Origin of the sequence: Geobacter sulfurreducens PCA, from assembly GCF_000007985.2 — a bacterium.
Classification (GTDB): Bacteria; Desulfobacterota; Desulfuromonadia; order Geobacterales; family Geobacteraceae; genus Geobacter; species Geobacter sulfurreducens.
The window spans coordinates 2,567,560-2,585,125 of sequence record NC_002939.5 but is presented as its reverse complement, the minus strand read 5'-3'; the positions used below and the strand labels follow the sequence as shown (position 1 = coordinate 2,585,125).

Here is a 17,566-nt window from a genome sequence, read left to right as displayed (position 1 = left end):
CGCGGATTCAGCGTGGAAGCTCTTCTCTCACTGCCTCAAGCAGTGCTACGGGGAAGTCGGCCAGCACGTCGGCAAGGGGCAGGATCGTCTGCCCTTCCCGCGGCGAGGTCACGACCCGTTTACCGGTGAAGATGTTGCGATAGGCGCAGCCGGCACTTTCGAACGGAATAACGATCCGGGAGTCCTGCCAGGTTTCGCCACCCGCAGGAACTGCCCCCAATCGGCTGAAGAAGCGGGGTGCCACGGCAATGACGGACTCTCCGTCGTTGTACCGTTCGAAGGCGCAGACGTTGTCGCTGCGTTCGCCCTGAACCTCCAAGGGAAGATACTTGCCCGCTTCGAAGAGGCTCCGGTGATCCCTGCGGAAGCAGAGGGTCTTCCAGACCAGAAAGAGTTTGACTCTGCCGTCAGCCATGTCGGCGAGAAGTTCCCGGGCCAGGGCGAGGGTGCCCCGTTCCTGCTCAGCCAATCGCAATCCTTCCAGCATAACCGACCGCTTGTCAAAGTCCACCGGTCGCCGGTTGTCCGGGTCGACCAGGCTGAAATCCCAGAGTTCCGTCCCTTGGTAGAAGTCTGGGATGCCGGGGGACGCCGCCTTGAGCAGGGTCTGGGAAAGGGAATTCAGCATGCCGCAGCGGACAAGGGGGGGAAGTGTCCGGCGCAGATCGGCAAGGAACCCGTTGGTCGGTACGTTCCGGAGAATGGCATCGACGAAGTGGTGGACCGCCTCCTCGTGGACCGGGTTGGGGTTGATCCAGCTGGTGTTCACCTTGGCTTCCCGCATGGCCTTGAGCATGTACTGCCTGACCCGGTCAACGAACGCGCCGTGCCCATCGGCCGTGAATTCCTCAGCGGGCCAAGCGCCCACGATGGTTTGGTAGAGGAGGTACTCCTCGTTCCGGTCCGGAACTTTAACCCCCTGCACGATCACTTTGTGGCCTCGATTTATCCGGCTCCAGCGCATCAGACAATCGTGCCAGAAGGTAGGATCTTCGGACAGGACGCTGATCCGGGCTCGTACATCCTCGCTCCGCTTGGTGTCGTGGGTCGATGTGGCCAGCATGGTGAAAGGGGTGCTGCGTGCCCGCTCGATATTTTGGCCGTGGAACGCCTCCATGGTGAGCCCGAACCGCTCGGGCGTCCCACCCACCTCGTTGAGGGCGACGAGCCGGTTGAACACATAAAATGCAGTGTCCTCCAGCCCCTTGGCCATGACTGGTCCCGTGAGCTGCTGGAACTTCATGACGAAATCGAGCCATTGCTTCTGCTCTTCCCCGCCGGTGCTGTCGTAAAAACGGAGCAGGAGCACATCTTCGATGAATGTGAAGATCGATTCGCTCATGGCGGGATTGCGTCGTTTAGCCTTGGCCACGGCGTACTCTATGTACTGGCGGTCTCGGTCCGCCACCTTGCGTGTTGCCGTGTAGGTTCGGTAGACGGGGAAGTGGGCGATCACTTCCATCAACGCCCTGGTGAGACTGCCGAGGGTGAAGTCGCGGGTGTGGCGGTTGCTTTCCGAGAGGGTGTTCAGGTAGTGCCCTAGGGTGTTGATTTCGCCCCCCATGGAGAACCGCATGACCTGTTTCTTCTTCAAGTAGGTTATTTCGGCGAAATTCGGCCGTTCCTGGATGAACCGAGCGTACATCGCATCGAACTCCCGTCCGTTGCGGGTATCAACCATGAGGCCGGTTACGGCATTAGCGAATTCGTACCCGGTAGTGCCATGGATCGGCCAGTCTTCGGGGAGCCGTTCGTTCTTCATCAGAATCTTTTCGCCGACGATGTAGAAGGGCATGGTCTGGGGCGAAACCTCCAACATTTCGTCGTACATTTGCAGGATCGTCTCTCTCAGGGTTTCCGGAGTCTCGCCAGCGGACCCGCCGAGGCTTGCCAGGCGCGTTTCCAGGAAACAGGCCCGCTGGAGCCGTCTGAAATAATCGGTGGGATCGTAGAGCCCGTCTGCATGATCGATCCGCAGGCCGGTTACCGTGCCTTCGCTCACCAATTCCATAACCAGGCGGTGGGTTTCCTCGAAAACCCGGGGAGTTTCCATCCGGATGGCGCCCAGGGCGTTGATGTCGAAGAACCGGCGGTAGTTGATTTCGTCCGTGGCGGTGCGCCAGTGAGCCAAGCGATAGACTTGCTGGCGCAAAAGCCCGTCCAGAAGGTCAAAGCTGCGTGGATTCCCCTTCTCTCCATTGAAAATCCGGACGTTTTCATCGATGAACTCTTTGATAGGCCAGTTTTCGGAGCAAAGGGTCCACAGCCGGCGCTTGATTACCTCCTTCTCCCGGTAGCGTTCCCGGACCCGTTCCGTATCCCGCTCCGTGTAGAAGGGGAGATGGTCGATGGCCGTGACGATGCTCAGGAGTTCCCGGTATGCCTCGTGGTCAGGTGGGAAAAGCCGCTCCAGCTCGTGGAGCCGGTGGGTGAGTATCGGGCTGTAGGTCTTGGGGATGATGGGGAAGCGGTGCTCGTAATAGCTGATGAAAAATGCCCCTTCCTGGAAGGAAAGAACCAGTTCCCCGTTTTCCAGGATCGTCCCGTACTGGTCCCCCAGGACCGGGATCAGCACCTTGTCGGTCAGTTCCTTCTTGACCGGCGACCAGTCTACGTCGAAAAATTCTCCGTGAGCGGAGCTGGGGCCGTTTTCCAGCAGATCGAGCCAACGTTCGTTCTCTCCCCCTTCCACACACATGTGGTTGGGAACGAAGTCGAGGATCTGCCCCATGCTGTGGCGCTGTAGCATCGCACAGTAAGCATTGAAGTCGTCCCGGCTTCCCAGTTCGGGGTTCAGGCGGTTGTGGTCGACGATGTCGTAGCCGTGCATGCTTCCGGTACGCGCCTTCAGGAAAGGAGAGGCGTAGATGTCGCTCACCCCCAGGGCGTCCAGGTAGGGGACGAGCCGCGCCGCATCGCAGAAGCGGAAGTCACCGTTGAACTGCAGGCGATAGGTTGCTGTGGGGACACGTGCCTCCAGGGTAACATTTTGTTGCATTCATGCCTCCGGTACCGGGGGGAGGACGGCATTCGCGTTGAAATTGAGCCGTTCGCCCAGGGTGCGGAACTGACCGAACCACCAGTCATTGTGCGTGTCGCCCCCCCTGGACCGCTCCGTCAGTTCGCGCCAGAGTGGCCGGGCGATCTCCAGATAGATATTCTGGGCCAGCCAGAGGTTGAGGTCGATGGGGACATGGCCCGCAAGTTCCAGCAGCCCGGCTGCCTCGGTGAGAATGGTGCTGTCGAGCGGATTGTCGCGCAGGCAGGTCATGGCCTTTTCCAGCCTGCGGCGGATCTGGAATTCCAGGTCGATCCGCTCGATCTCCACCTCCCAGTCGGCGATCTCGCGCAGGATTTCTCCCACTTCGGCCTCGGCGATGCCGGGCTTGGTGAAGGCCCGGTCCAGCTTCAGGTTGAGGGCCAGTTGAGCAGTAGTCATGAACCGGTAGGGGACCGGCATGCCGGTCTGCCGGACGAATCCCATGAGGAGGCGGTAGTTGTCGTAGAGGGCTGTGTAGCGGTCTTCGAACTCAGTGAGCACGCCTCCGATCACCATGCCGAGAATCCGGCGCTGCTCGTCCCGGAACAGATCCCGCAGGGAGTAGTTGTGCATCCCGAAGTGGGCGTCCATGAGCCGGATGATCTCTGCGAAATCACTTGACTCAAAGGCCCTGGCAATTTCGATGACCATGGCCTCGTAAGCTTCGTTGCCGCGGAAGATGCGAACACCGCCATTCAGGGCGTGGTTGCCGAAATAGAGGACGCAGTAGGTGATCCGGGCCTCTTCACCGGTGGTAGTCGAACCGACCCACACGCGGCCGATGGCGAGCCGGGTCTGGCCCGCCGGGATCAGGCGGACATCCTCACTTTTCACCCGGTAGCTGAAGATTCGGGTCTCCTCCCCATACTCCTGGAATAGGGAGCTGACCGCAAAATGGGCTCCTACCTTGACAAGATCGATCATTGCCGGCCGGACGAATGCCTCATAGATTCCCGCGCCGCCACGGTAGTCGGGATTGTTGCCCCGCACCGCCGCCAGCCGCTGGAGAAACGAGGTTTCACTGCCGTTGCCGAATAGTTCCTGTGCCAGTTGGACGGCGCGGCCGGCATACTGGATCACCTGCACCGTTTCGATTCCGGAGAGTTCGTCAAAGAACCAGCCACAGCTCGTGTACATCAGAAGGAGGTGTCGCTGCATCTCCAGGAGCATCAGGACCCGGATTCGTTCGTCGTCGTTCAGGGGGCGCAGGGCATGGCGATTGACAAAGGACTCCAATCGGTCGGGGGAGCGGTCGGCAATCACCTGGAAGTACTGGTCGCGGGCCTGCCACGGATCGCGCAGAAGGGCTCCGGCCGCCATTTCGTAAGGTCCGGCCAGCTCATCCCTCAGCCAGTCGAAGGCATGGCGCAGGGGCCCGCGCCATTGCTGGTTCCAGTGGGGGTATCCCCCCGAGTTGCAGCCGCAGTCGCCGCGCCATCGTTCTATGCCGTGGATGCAGCTCCAGGAACTGTTCTCCACGATCTCAACCTCGTGCCCCGGCGGGTGGAGCTCCAGGAATTCCCCGTAATTGGTGAGGCGGGCCAGGCCGTTGTCCTCCAGATATGAGAGGGCGTAGGCCAAGGCCATGTCGCCGTGCATGTGGTGATGGCCGTATGTCTCGCCATCCGTGGCGATCGAGAGGATCTGGGCATGGTGCCGGCCGTCGTCGAATCCGGACAGGAGCCGCCGGGCGAAGCGCTCGCCATGGTCCAGCAGTTTCTCGAAGGCCACGGCCCGGGAGATGGGACCATCGTAAAAGAAGATGACGATGGAGCGTCCCGACGGCAGACGACAGAGATAGGGGCGGGTCGGATCGATGTGCCCCCCTTCGACGGAATGCCATTTCCGTCCGCCCCGGGCACGCATCCGCGCGGCCTGGTGCGGGGCGAGAATGGTGAAGCGGATACCCTCGGCGGCGAGCACGTCGAGTGTTTCGACATCCACGGCCGTTTCGGCCAGCCACATCCCCTCCGGGAAGCGGCCGAAGCGTCGCTCGAAATCGGCGATGCCCCAGCGCACCTGGGTCTCTTTGTCCCGCCGGTTCGCCAGGGGCATGATGATGTGGTTGTAGACCTGGGCCACGGCGTTGCCGTGGCCCGAGCGCCAGCCGATGCTCAGGCGATCCGCTTCCAGTATGGCCCGGTAGGCCTGGGGAGAGTACTCCTCCATCCAGGCGAGAAGCGTCGGCCCGAAGTTGAAGCTGATCCGGGCGTAGTTGCTGACGATATCGCGAATGCGCCCTTCGTCGTCGAAGAGGCGCGACGCGCCGTTTGGGGCGTAGCACTCGGCGGTGATCCGTTCGTTCCAGTCGTGATAGGGGTGGGCCGAGTCCTGGATCTCCACCGCCTCCAGCCAGGGGTTCTCCCGGGGGGGCTGGTAGAAATGGCCATGTATGCAGATGAATCGTTCCATAACAGTCCTTGATTGAGCCTCGGTCACCCTTCTTCAGTCGGCATCGGGCCGCCGTTCCGGCGACGGTCGTCTCGGTCCCTGCCATACAGAACGACGCTGAACGGCGCGAGGGTGATCCCGATCCCTTCATCCCCTCCGTCGAGGGCTTCGGGCGCCAGTGCCCCCGGTCCGCCCCAGCGCGGTTCGGCCGAGTCCAAGAGTTTGCGGTAACGTCCGTGGCGGAAGGGTAGTCGAACGCGGCAGGATGTTTCGGCCAGGGCAAAGAGGACCACGAGTTCGGCCTGGCCCCGGCAGAGCCGGACGACCACGACCCTGTCCGCTTCCAGGCCGGTCACCTGGATTTCCTCCCGCTCGGGGCGGCGGAAGCTGGGCAGTTGCCGCCGGAGCCGGATCACTTCCCGGTAGAAGGAGAATACCTGCTGGTGCCAGCCGACGGAGCGAAGTTCCGGATCGATCAGGGCGGAGCGGAATGTCGCTTCGTCCTGGGGGTCGGGGACTTCCGCCTCCCAGCCGAAGGCGGCGAATTCTTCGCGCCGTCCCCGGCGCACCGCCTCAACCAGCGCCGGATCGCCATGGCTCGTGAAGTAGGGGAACGGGGCAGTCTCGCCGTACTCCTCTCCCATGAAGATGAGCGGCAGGTAGGGGGAGAGTATGACTGCGCCGGCGGCCAGCTTGAGCTGCTCCGGGGAGAGGCGGGTCGATGGCCGGTCCCCCAGGGCCCGGTTACCGATCTGGTCGTGGTTTTGGGAAAAGACCACCATCCGGCGCGGGGGCTGATCCCCTGATGGGCTGCCGTGGCGGCGTCTGCGGTGGCGCGAGTATTCTCCGGAGTAGACGAACCCCTCGCGGAACGCCTTCTCCAGGTGGCTGAACAGGCCGAAATCGGCGTAGTAACCATTCCGCTCGCCGGTCAGGAGGGTCACCAGGGAGTGGTGGAAATCGTCGCACCACTGGGTGTGGACGCCGTGCCCGCCTGACTCCGGCGGCGCGATGGTCCGCACATCGTTCAGGTCGCTCTCGGCGATCACGTGGACCGTCCGCCCCAGGTGCCGTGCCAGGGAGTCGACCGCCCGGGTAATGTCCCGCAGGATGTGGCCGGCGCTGAAGTCATAGATGCCGTGGATGGCGTCGAGCCTCAGGCCGTCCAGATGGTATTCGCTTATCCAGTGGAGTGCGTTGCCGATCACGTAGTGGCGCACCCCGTCGCTGCCGGGTCCGTCGAAATTGACGGCATCCCCCCAGGGGGTCCGGTAGTGATCGGTGAAGTAGGGGGCAAAGGCGTGAAGATAGTTGCCCTCGGGGCCCAGGTGGTTGTAAACCACGTCCAGGATCACGGCCAGCCCCCGCCGGTGGCACGCATCCACCAGCGACTTGAGACCGTCGGGGCCGCCATACGCGTGGTGGGGGGCAAAGGGGAATACTCCGTCGTACCCCCAGTTGCGGCTGCCCGGAAACTCGGCCACCGGCATCAGCTCCAGGGCGGTGATTCCCAGTTCCTGCAAATAATCCAGCCGCTCCACGGCCGCACCGAAGGTCCCCTCGGGCGTAAAGGTCCCCACGTGCAGTTCGTAGGTGATGAGTTCCTCCAGCGCCACTCCCCGCCACTGGCCATCGGCCCAGGCGAAGCTGTCCGGCGCCACGACCTGGGAGGGGCCGTGAACTCCCCCGGGTTGGCAGCGGGATGCCGGGTCTGGCCGGCGAAGGGTGCCATCCAGCAGGTACCAGTAACAGTCGCCCGGACCCATGCCCGGTATGGTCCCCTGAAAGTATTCGCCGACCCGGGAAAGAGGGCACGAGGCTTCTTCGCCCCGGGCACAGCGGATGACCTCGACGGAATCGGCCAGGGGGCTCCAAACCCTGAAGTGAACTCCTCCGGTGACGGGCGTCGCTCCGATATCCAGGCACCACGGCGTCATCTCAGTCCCCTTCCTGTGCCGGCGCCTCCTGCTTGATGTGGAGGGTCCGGATCGGAAATGGTATTTCGATTTTCTCCCTGGCATAACGCCGATGGAGGCGTTTCACGAACTCATGCTTGAGGAGATGCTGGTCCACGTATTCCTTGCCCCGCAGGATCACGGTGAAATTGATGCTGAAGTCGGCAAAGGTGTGATAGCGGATGAACGGGTCAAAGCCGCTGGCTCCGCCCTGGACCTCGTGCAGCAGTTCGCTGGCCACCTCTATGGTTACCCGCTCCACATGATCCAGGTCGCTTGCGTAACTGACTCCCACCTGAACGAGCACCGCCATTTCCCGGTCAGGCAGGTTGTAGTTCGTAACGATGGCGCCGGCCAGCTTTGAGTTCGGGATGATGACCATATTGTTGGGCAGGGTCTGAACGGTGGTGTTGCGCCAGGTTATGTCGTTCACATACCCCTCTTCTCCGCTGGCGAGTCGGATGTAGTCGCCCTGGCGGATCTGGCGGGTCGCGATGATGTGAAGCCCCGCAAAGATGTTGGACAGGGTGTCCTGGAGGGCGAGCGCAACGGCGAGGCCCCCGACGCCGAGGGCGGTGAGAATCGGAGCTATTGAGATTCCGAGAGACTGGAGGATGATCAGGATGCCGATGGAAAAGACGGAGACTTTCGCAAGGTTGCTGAAAATGGAAATGGAGGGCAGTACCGCCTTTTTCGCGTAGTGGGTGACAAAGCCGGCAGCCAGCCTCATGAAGAAGAGAGTAGCGACAAGGATAATGGTTACGAGGAATATATTCCCCGCCAGTCTCTGCAGCCCTACGGTCATCGGAACCTGCGTCGCAACGCCGTACAGTCCTGTCAAGAGGGCAGAGTACAACAACAGCCCCCGCAGGGAGTCGACGACGATCTCGTCTCCCTCCCACGGCGTGCGGCTTGCGAGGACTTTCAGCCGCCGCAGCACTACCTTGTCGAGTACGAGCCCGACCACGAGGCTGGACGAAAGGATTCCCGCCGCCTTTAGAATACTCTGTATGTCGGAAAGGATAGTCATGGAATGTGTCGATTCTATAAATAGTTTGTGTACAAATCAACCATTCGTGGCCACTATTTTCATAACTATTCATGAATTCAAGAGGTTGTAGCGGACGGTATCGAGCCTGATGGGGCGAGGGTGGTGAGGCTGGTATGCCGTTCCGGAATTCACACCCCGCCCGTAATCAAGAGGGGGCGCTCACTGGGCGGTATTTTCAACACGTGTTACATGCCGAACGCCTCCGGATAAAACCGGTTTATAGTGTATGTACCATGTTCCTGCATGGTATCAAGCCTTGCACAATGGGCTATTAGAGCCCTTTATCCGCATTTCGGTCACATCGTGGATTTATTTTTTTGGATCTTTTCTGCAAAAAATGTTTGCATGCAAATCAAAAGGTGTTATATTTGGCTTGAAGTTTGACAGGGTTAACTATCTCGCGACTGATTGCTTTGAGTTGAAAATTGTATTGTTTCGGTAGCTTGAGTTTTGAAAAATAGTGATAAGGTGTTGTGGATTCCATTAATGGGAGCCGGGTAGGGCATGAGCAAACGAACTCTCCTCATAGTGACGGTCATCATTTCTTCATTCTTTGTCGTTCTGGGAATGAGAAATCCGGACCTGAACCGGTCGCCGGCTCCGAAGCAGCGCCCCAGGGCCGTCATCGAGAGCGTATCCAAGACCTCGGACAGGGTTGTCGCTCAGTCTGTTTCGGCTGTCGTGACGTTGTCCGCAGTCCTGCCCGCCCCGCCCAGGCCGATCCCGAATAGTCAGTTGGTCCCCGAGATCTATTCTCCCCCTCATTCCCCCCTGCTTGCATCTCATTCCTCACGAGCTCCACCTCTCTCGTAGTTTCGCCGGACTAATCAGCCAAATCTGCAGCAAGTTTCATCGCGTTCCAGTCGAACGGGCAGTTGCACGTGCCGGGCTCTCCGGTGTGCATGACGGTTCTCTCCGCTCTGCGTCGGTTGTGGCATGACGTGGATGGTTCCGGGTCCGGGGCAGTGTATCCGGTGTCCGTGATGGTGTTCCTTTCCGGTTCTGACCGGGTGCATCAAGGAATGCGCTCTGCACTGCCCGGGTTAAGAATCCGTCAATTTCACGAAAGAGTGAGGTGAGCATGTATGCGACACGACAAATTCGCAGGACCTGCCTACACGATACAGATTGTCAGCAATGCGCTCGACATGCTTGAACTGCTGGCCATGCGGCCGGCTAATCCGTCGCTTGGAAGGCTCGCCGGATCGCTCAACCTGACCAGAAACAAGGCATATCGGCTTCTTTCTACCCTGTGCGAACGTGGCCTTGTGGAGCAGGACCCGGAAACCGGCACCTATGCGATTGGCGTTGCGGCGTTGGAACTGGCCCAGAGGCTCATTCGCCAGGCCCCTGTCGTGAACCATGCCCATCCGATCATGGAGGAACTGGCGAGAAAGCATGACGAAGCCGTCTATATGACCGTTCTGCGGGGCGATGACGTTGTGTTTCTCGACATGGTCGACTGTGAGCGTCAAGTGAAGGCCACGCCTCTCATCGGCAGGCGTTTCCCCTATTTCACGAACGCGGCCGGCAAAGCCATCAAGGCTCTTGAGGGCGCCGACCCGTTGAATCTTTTAAAGAAGCGCGGCAGGAAAAACAATTCGCTTGATGTGGGATCGTTGCTGAGTGAACTGCACGAGATCCGACACAAGGGCGTGGCCGTCGACTGCGGTGGGCTCGGGGACGGGATCGTGAGCGTTGCCGTGGCAGTGCGGGACTATGCCGGGAAAGTGGTCGGAGCGATCACGATGCTCGTGCCATCGTTCAGGGCTGTGGCCGACCGGCTGGAGAGCGAGATTATCCCCTCTCTGCAGGAAGGGGCCGACCTGCTCTCGATGAAGCTGGGGCACGGACCATGCTGAAGGCCACGCCAGATATCGCGAAAGGAGGTGGTGGAGCGCCAACGACAACAATGGGGGAGCGGGACGCCGCTTCATTATCCATGAACACACAAGGAAAGGAGTAACTCCCATGGCTGAAAAGCAATACGATTGGGCGGCCATCGCCCGCAATCCGAAATTCGTGGAACTCCACCGGAAGAAGACCACATTCCTGGTCGGCTGGTGGGTGTTCTCGACCGTTTTCTACTTCCTCCTCCCCATCGGCGCGGCCTATGCGCCGGGACTCTTCAAGATCAAGATCCTGGGTCGGATCAATATCGGCTACCTGTTCGCCCTCTCCCAGTTCTTCGTCTCCTGGGGGATCGCCATGTACTACGCCCACGTGGCCAACAAAGACTTCGACCGGCTCACCCGCGAGCTGGTGGATGAGCTCAAATAGGAAGGAGGTCTGCGATGAGAAAATGGATTGCCGGCATCACCCTGGCCCTCTCCCTGGGCTCGTTCGCCTTCGCTGAAGAGCCTGCCAAGGCTCCGGCCGCCCCCGGCGCCCCGGCGGCCGCGACAGCGCCGGCCGCCACCGCCCCGGCTCCGGCGGCAACCGCTCCCGCCGCCACCGACGCCGCCAAAATGGCCACCCCGGCCTCGGCCGAGCCCAAGAAGATCAAGGCCAACCCGATGGTCACCATCCCCATCTTCCTGATCATCATCGGTGTTACCATGGCCGTTGTCGTCTGGTCGGCCAAGAGGACCAAGTCGGCCGCCGACTTCTATACCGCCGGCGGCGGCATCACCGGCACCCAGAACGGCTGGGCCATTGCGGGCGACTACATGTCCGCGGCCTCCTTCCTGGGGATTTCCGGGATCATCTCCCTCTACGGCTACGACGGGTTCATGTACTCGGTAGGCTGGCTCGTGGCCTACATCACGGTGCTCCTGATCGTGGCAGAGCCCTGCCGCAACGCGGGCAAGTACACCCTGGGCGACATCCTCTCCTTCCGCACCGAGCCCAAACCGGTCCGGGCAGTTGCGGCTCTTTCGACCGTGACGGTCTCCACCTTCTACCTGACCGCGCAGATGGTCGGCGCCGGCAAGCTGATGCAGTTGCTGATCGGGATTCCCTACAAGTTCGCCATCATCGGCGTCGGTATCCTCATGGTCGGCTACGTCGTGTTCGGCGGCATGACCGCCACCACCTGGGTCCAGATCATCAAGGCCGGCCTCCTCATGTCCGGCGCATTCCTGCTCTCGATCCTAGTCGGCCTCAAGTCGGGCATGAGCCCGTTCCAGTTCTTCACCGACATTGCCACCAGCCCCAACATCATCGAGCACGTCCAGAAGGTGGTTCTCAAGGACCCCGTCGCCGTGGCGGGCTTCGATTACGGGCAGCGCTTCCTCGAGCCAGGCCTCTTCCTGAAGCAGCCCCTCGACCAGATCTCCCTCGGCATGGCCCTGGTGCTCGGCACCGCCGGCATGCCCCACATCCTGATGCGCTTCTTCACCGTGCCCACGGCCCAGGCCGCCCGCAAATCCGTTATCGTGGCCATGTTCATCATCGGCTCCTTCTACATCCTGACCACGCTTCTCGGCTTCGGCGCCGCCATCCACGTGACTCCGCAAGCCATTTCCAAGGTCGGTAAAGGCGGCAACATGGCTGCCATGATGCTGGCCCAGCAACTGGGCGGCGACATCTCCCCGTTCATCGGCGACCTGCTTCTGGCGTTCCTGTGCGCCGTTGCCTTCGCCACCATCCTGGCCGTGGTGTCGGGTCTGGTTCTGGCCGCTTCCGCCGCCATCGCCCACGACATCTACGTGAACGTCATCAAGGACGGCCACGCCGACCAGCACGAGCAGGTCATGGCCGCCCGGATCACCTCCCTCTGCGTCGGCGCCGCCGGCATTGTCATCGGCATCGCGGCCGAGAATCAGAACGTTGCCCACCTGGTGGCCCTGGCCTTCGCCGTTGCCTCCTCGGGCAACCTGCCGGTCGTCGTCATGTCCCTCTTCTGGCGCAAGTTCAACACCGCCGGCGTCATCTCGGGTCTGGTGGTCGGCACCGTGGCTGCCATCGCCCTGGTGATGATCTCCCCCAACATGACCTATCCGAAGAAGGTTGCCGCCGACGCCCAGAAGGTGGTTACGGTTCTGGAGAAGAAGCAGGCCGACGGCGCGGTCCTCACCGAGAAGGAGATGAAGGACCTCGACAAGGCCAAGGCCGACTACGAGAAGAACAAGGACGGCAAGTCCATGCTCGGCCTGGACGCACCGCTCTTCCCGCTCAAGAACCCGGGCATCATCTCGATCCCGCTGGGCTTCCTCGCCGCGATCATCGGTTGCCTGGCCTTCCCGAGCCGGCGTTCCGAGGAAATGTTCGACGAGATCTACGTCCGCCAGAATACCGGCATCGGCATGGCCAAAGCCGTCGACCACTAGCAGCCGCCCTTGGCGGCATATCGGCAGGGCTGGGGGAAAGGGAAACCTTTCCCCCTTTTTTATGTGACAGGAGGGGGTAGCAGAGTTCTTCGCTGCGCCGGTCCGAGTTGGCTCAGATCCCCTGGCGCACCGGTTGACACGCGCCTAGACCGAGTTTGCATCGCGCCGCAGGTACCTGTAGGTCCAGACTTTGATGAAATCGTTCAGGACAAACCAGGCCAGGGCGTATCCCCAGACCAGCAGGGCATTTCCCCAGCCGATCGACGCCAGAAAGACCCCGTAGACCGCAAAGAGCGTCCCAAGGATTTCGGTCAGAGTCGTTGCGGAAAAGAGCAGGGGCGAGGGGAAGGGCTTCTGCCAGAAATGCTTTTCAGTTCTGGTTACATAGATCGTCGAATGGCCGGCGACGACGAGCTTCAGGAAGATGAAGCTCTGAACCACCGCCGGCGAGAGGTGCATGTATTCCTCGGCGAGGTAGAAAATCCCGAAACTCGAGATGACCCCGGAAACCCCGAGAACCGTGGCCAGCGTGAGGACCTCGGTCATGTTCCAGCGCACCGGCCTGTTATCCACTTTCGTGTTGTCGTAGGCGATGGTCAGGATAGGGATGTCGTTGAGGAATGCCAGGATGATGATCATGATGGCGGTGACCGGGTAAAAGTTGAAGACGACAATGGAGGCGGTCATGAACAGGATGACCCTGATCGTTTCAGCAACCCGGAAGATGCTGTAGCCCTTCATCCGCTCGAATGTCACCCGTGCCCCCTTGACCGCATCCACGATCACGGAGAGCCCCGGAGCCAGCAGAACGAGGTCGGCCGCCGCCCTGGCGGCGTCCGTCGCCCCGGAAACCGCGATGCCGGCATCCGCCTTCTTTAGCGCCGGCGCATCGTTCACCCCGTCACCGGTCATGCCGACGATATGGTCGGATTTCTGGAGTTTTTCGACTATGAGGTACTTGTCTTCGGGGAATACCTGGGCAAACCCGGAGGCGCTTTCAATGACCCCGATGATTTCCGATTCGTGCCGTTTAACGTATCCTTCCGGGAGCTCGATCCGCTCGAACTCCCGCTCCAGTTCCTTCACGACTCCCCTGGCAAAGTGCTGCGCCTCCTCTTCGGTTATCCCGTCCGACATCTTCAGATAAACGGCCCTGGCGACGATTGCTCCCAGCTGGACAAGTTCGCGGGTACTGGCGCCCCTCAGGTCCCGGGCGTCGAAGATCGTGGTGCCGATTCCCAGGACGGCGGCAATCTGTTTTGCTATGGCCAGGTTGTCCCCCGTGATCATCTTGACCTGCAGCCCGAGTTTCACGGCTTCTTCAATGGTGGACTTCGAGTCCTCACGAGGGGGATCGAAGAGGGGAATCAGGCCGAGGAAGTCGAACATTCCGTCTTCCGGGCGTTTCGACGCGACGCCGAGCGTCCGGTAGCCCTTCTCGGCCAGCTCTTCGACCGCGTCCAGGATTGCCTGCCGGTCGACCCGCTCTCCGCAGAGCTCCAGGATCACCTGGGGCGCCCCTTTGGTGACGAGAAGCGTTGTGTCCGCGAGCTGAACCGTTGCTTCGGTCCTCTTGCTCACAGGGTCAAAGGGGGTGAACTTTAGGTGGCGATAGGCGGGCATATCGTCGAGCCCTCCCGTTTTCCGCAGATACTCGAAGATGGGAATCTCGATCGGATCGCTGTTTTCCTCCTTCGAGGCAAAGGCAGCCGCGCGCATCAGTTCTTCGACCGTATGTCCGGCAAACGCCTTCGGTTCGGAGACGGTCATCCGGTTCTGGGTCAGCGTTCCCGTCTTGTCAGAGCAGAGGACATCGACTCCGGCCAGTTCTTCTATGGCGACCAGCCGGCTTACGATGGCCTGCTTCCTGGCCAGGTTCATGGCCCCGACCGTCATGGTCACGGTCAGCACTGCCGGCAGGGCAACCGGGATTGCCGCAACCGTGAGCACCAGGGTGAACCTCAGGATTTCGAGCATGTTCTCGTGCCTGAACATGGCCGTGATCAGGATGATCGCCGCCAGGAACAGGGTGATGAGGATCAGGTAATTGCCGATATGGACCACTGCCTTCTGGAAGTGACTCTTTTCCTCCTTTTGGGCCTTGGCCACCAGCGCGACCGTCCTGCCGAAGAAGGTTCCAAGCGCCGTCGCGGTAACCACGCCAATCATTTCTCCCTGTTTGACGATGGAGTTTGAGTAGGCGATATCCCCCGCCTTTTTGGCAACCGGCAGGGATTCTCCCGTCAGGGCCGATTGGTCGGCCTGCAGGAATTCGCCGTCAATGAGTTTGATATCGGCCGGGATCATGTCCCCGATCTTTACCTTGATGATATCGCCGGGGACCAGGTTCCTGGCGTCCAGCGACGTGAACTTCCCGTCGCGCAGAACCAGGGCTTGTTTTGCGAGCTTGTTTTTCAATACCTTGAGGGCGTTCAGTGCCTTGGATTCCTGCCAGAAGTCAAGGGCTGCGTTGGTAAGCAGGAGAACCGCTATGATCGTGAAATCGTCCCACTTCCGGAGCAGGGCGGAGAGCAGCGCCGCCGCTTCGATCATCCACGGAATGGGCCCCCAGAAGCGCCTTGAGATTCGCTGAAACAGCGACTCTTCCTTTTTCGGGATTTCGTTGGGGCCGTATTCCTTCAGCCGCGCCGCGATCTCCTCCTGGGGCAGCCCGCGCTCTCTGCTGGTCCCCAGAGCCTCCAGCGTTTCCTCGACCGACAGTTTTCCGTAGTCCGCGTGTGCAGTTGCCATGGTGCAATCCCTCGCTACGCCTCGTGACCCACCCGGTGCTCCAATGGTCCCGGTGGTTTCCGGGCGCTCATCACGCTGCCATCATTTCCCTCCAGGGGAGTTGCAGTGCCCGTTCAAATTTCCACCTGCTGCCCCAGTTCGACCACACGGTCGGGCGGGAGATTGTAAAATGCCGTGGCTTGAAGAGAGTTGCGGGACATGAAGGCGAAGAGCTTTTCCCGCCAATGGGGCATTCCGCTGACTTTTTCCGTGGGGATAAGGGTTTCGCGGCCCAGATAAAAGGTGGTTGTCTCGGGATCGGTAACGAGCCCCAGCGGCTCGCACTCCCGCAGGATGACCGGCACGTTGGGGCTCTGCATGAAGCCGTAGCGCACGATGAGCCGGTAAAATCCCTGCCCCAGGCGTTTCAGCTCGATCCGCTCGGAGGCGGATACCCGGGGGATGTCCTCGGTCAGGACGGTGAGGATCACCACCTGCTCGTGGAGGACCTTGTTGTGTTCCAGGTGATGAATGAGCGTCGGAGGGGCGGGAAAGAGCCTTCCCGACATGAAAACGGCAGTGCCGGGAACTCGTTGAGGAGGCTTTGCGGCGAGCTCCTCAAGAAAGGAGGGAAGGGGCGTCGCCTGGGCCAGCAGATGAGTGGTGACGAGCTCCCGTCCCCTGCGCCAGGTGATCATGACGGTGAAAACCGCCAGCCCGGCGGCCAGCGGAATCCATCCCCCGGCGCCCACCTTGAGGATGTTGGCGCCGAAGAAGGCCAGGTCGACAGTGAGAAAGACTACCGTGAGCCCGGCAACGGCCAGGGGATGCCAGTGCCAGCGTTCCAGCATGACAAAGCGAACGAGCAGGGCGGTAATGACCATGGTGGTTGCGACCGCCACGCCGTATGCCGCCGCCAGGCCGCTCGAACTGCCGAAGCCGGCAACGAGCGTGATGGTGGCGAGCATCAGGGCCCAGTTGACGGCCGGGATGTAAATCTGCCCGATCTCCTCGGATGAGGTCTGGACGATCCTCATCCTGGGACTCAATCTCAGCTGGATGGCCTGCCGGGTGAGGGAAAAGACGCCGGAGATCACGGCCTGGGACGCAATGATGGTGGCCAGGGTGGCAAGAAGGACCAGAGGGTAGAGCGCCCAAGGGGGAGCCAGGTGGTAAAAGGGTTCCGTTGCCTCCGACGGATCGCTCAGCAGCAACGCCCCCTGCCCGAAGTAGTTGAGCAGCAGCGCCGGCAGAACGCAGCAGAACCAGGCCAACCGGATGGGGAGCCGGCCGAAATGTCCCATGTCCGCGTACAGGGCTTCTCCTCCGGTCACCACCAGGAATACTGCGCCGAGAACCTGAAAGCCGCTCCACCCGTCCCGGACGAAAAAGAGGACGGCATGGAGCGGATTCAGGGCGCCGAGCACCTCCGGGGCCATCATGATTCCCCTGATCCCGAGCAGGGCGAGCACCGTGAACCAGAGAACCATGACCGGGCCGAAGAGCGCGCCCACGCGGGCCGTGCCCCGGTGCTGGATGAGGAAGAGCAGGATCAGGATGACGACGGTGATGGGAACTATGTAGGGGTGAAACAGGGGGGTCGCGATCTTGAGCCCTTCGATGGCGCTCAGGACCGATATGGCCGGGGTGAGCGTTCCATCCCCGTAGAGCAGGGCCGCGCCGAAGAGTCCGAGAAACACCAGGACCTTGCGCGGCGGCCGGTTTTCATCCCCCCAGGGGTTGAGCAGCGCCGTCAGGGCCAGGATGCCCCCTTCACCCCGGTTGTCGGCCCTGAGGACAAACACCAGGTACTTGAGGGAGACGATGAGAATCAAGGCCCAGACGATCAGCGAAAGAACGCCCAGGACGTTGTCGGGGGTGGCGGGGTGGGGGTGTGTGCCGTGAAAGCACTCGCGCATGGCATAGAGGGGGCTCGTGCCGATGTCGCCATAGACGACCCCCAGGGCGGCCAGGCTCAGTCCCAGTGACTGACGAACAGTGCCGGTATGTACCGTGCCGTTCTTTTCCATGGTTACCCCGTTTTACTCCGGCTGGAGCCACGCCACTGCGGGAGCCGTTCCCGGCACCCTGAAACGCCGATCGGCCCACCGTACACAGATCATGGCGT

At 61.2% G+C, this 17,566-nt stretch carries 9 protein-coding genes; 3 read left to right on the top strand and 6 right to left on the bottom strand.

Annotated features, from left to right (window positions below; all coding sequences use genetic code 11):
- Window positions 1-7: 7 nt before the first annotated feature.
- From GS_RS11840 to GS_RS11825, 4 genes are read right to left on the bottom strand one after another with little or no spacing between them, the layout of a single operon-like run.
- Entirely contained in the window at window positions 8-2,998 is a 2,991-nt protein-coding gene (locus tag GS_RS11840) for a malto-oligosyltrehalose synthase (protein ID WP_010942996.1), read from the bottom strand.
- Window positions 2,999-5,452, bottom strand: a complete 2,454-nt coding sequence (locus GS_RS11835) for a DUF3536 domain-containing protein (RefSeq protein ID WP_010942995.1) — start codon at window positions 5,450-5,452, stop codon at window positions 2,999-3,001.
- 23 nt (window positions 5,453-5,475) lie between these two features.
- Window positions 5,476-7,368, bottom strand: coding sequence for a malto-oligosyltrehalose trehalohydrolase (gene treZ / locus GS_RS11830; RefSeq protein WP_010942994.1), 1,893 nt, complete (start codon window positions 7,366-7,368; stop codon window positions 5,476-5,478).
- 1 nt (window position 7,369) lies between these two features.
- Window positions 7,370-8,416 carry a mechanosensitive ion channel family protein gene (locus tag GS_RS11825; protein WP_010942993.1) on the bottom strand — a complete coding sequence of 349 codons (1,047 nt, stop codon included), beginning with the start codon at window positions 8,414-8,416 and terminating at the stop codon, window positions 7,370-7,372.
- Window positions 8,417-9,522: 1,106 nt separating this feature from the next.
- Between GS_RS11825 and GS_RS11810 the strand changes: the two genes are divergently transcribed.
- The 3 genes from GS_RS11810 (at window position 9,523) to GS_RS11800 (ending at window position 12,708) form a co-directional block, all read left to right on the top strand.
- Entirely contained in the window at window positions 9,523-10,299 is a 777-nt protein-coding gene (locus GS_RS11810) for an IclR family transcriptional regulator (RefSeq protein WP_010942989.1), read from the top strand.
- 109 nt (window positions 10,300-10,408) lie between these two features.
- A complete protein-coding gene (locus GS_RS11805) occupies window positions 10,409-10,717 on the top strand; it encodes a DUF485 domain-containing protein (protein ID WP_010942988.1) in 309 nt (102 codons plus the stop codon).
- A gap of 14 nt (window positions 10,718-10,731) precedes the next feature.
- On the top strand, window positions 10,732-12,708 hold the full coding sequence (locus tag GS_RS11800) for a solute symporter family protein (protein ID WP_010942987.1): 1,977 nt from the start codon (window positions 10,732-10,734) through the stop codon (window positions 12,706-12,708).
- 144 nt (window positions 12,709-12,852) lie between these two features.
- Here the strand turns inward: GS_RS11800 and GS_RS11795 are convergent, their stop codons facing one another.
- Both GS_RS11795 and GS_RS11790 read right to left on the bottom strand, forming a co-directional pair.
- Window positions 12,853-15,459 (bottom strand): plasma-membrane proton-efflux P-type ATPase, encoded by a 2,607-nt coding sequence (locus GS_RS11795; protein WP_010942986.1) that lies wholly within the window; start codon window positions 15,457-15,459, stop codon window positions 12,853-12,855.
- A gap of 113 nt (window positions 15,460-15,572) precedes the next feature.
- On the bottom strand, window positions 15,573-17,468 hold the full coding sequence (locus GS_RS11790) for a potassium transporter Kup (protein ID WP_010942985.1): 1,896 nt from the start codon (window positions 17,466-17,468) through the stop codon (window positions 15,573-15,575).
- Window positions 17,469-17,566 lie beyond the last annotated feature (98 nt).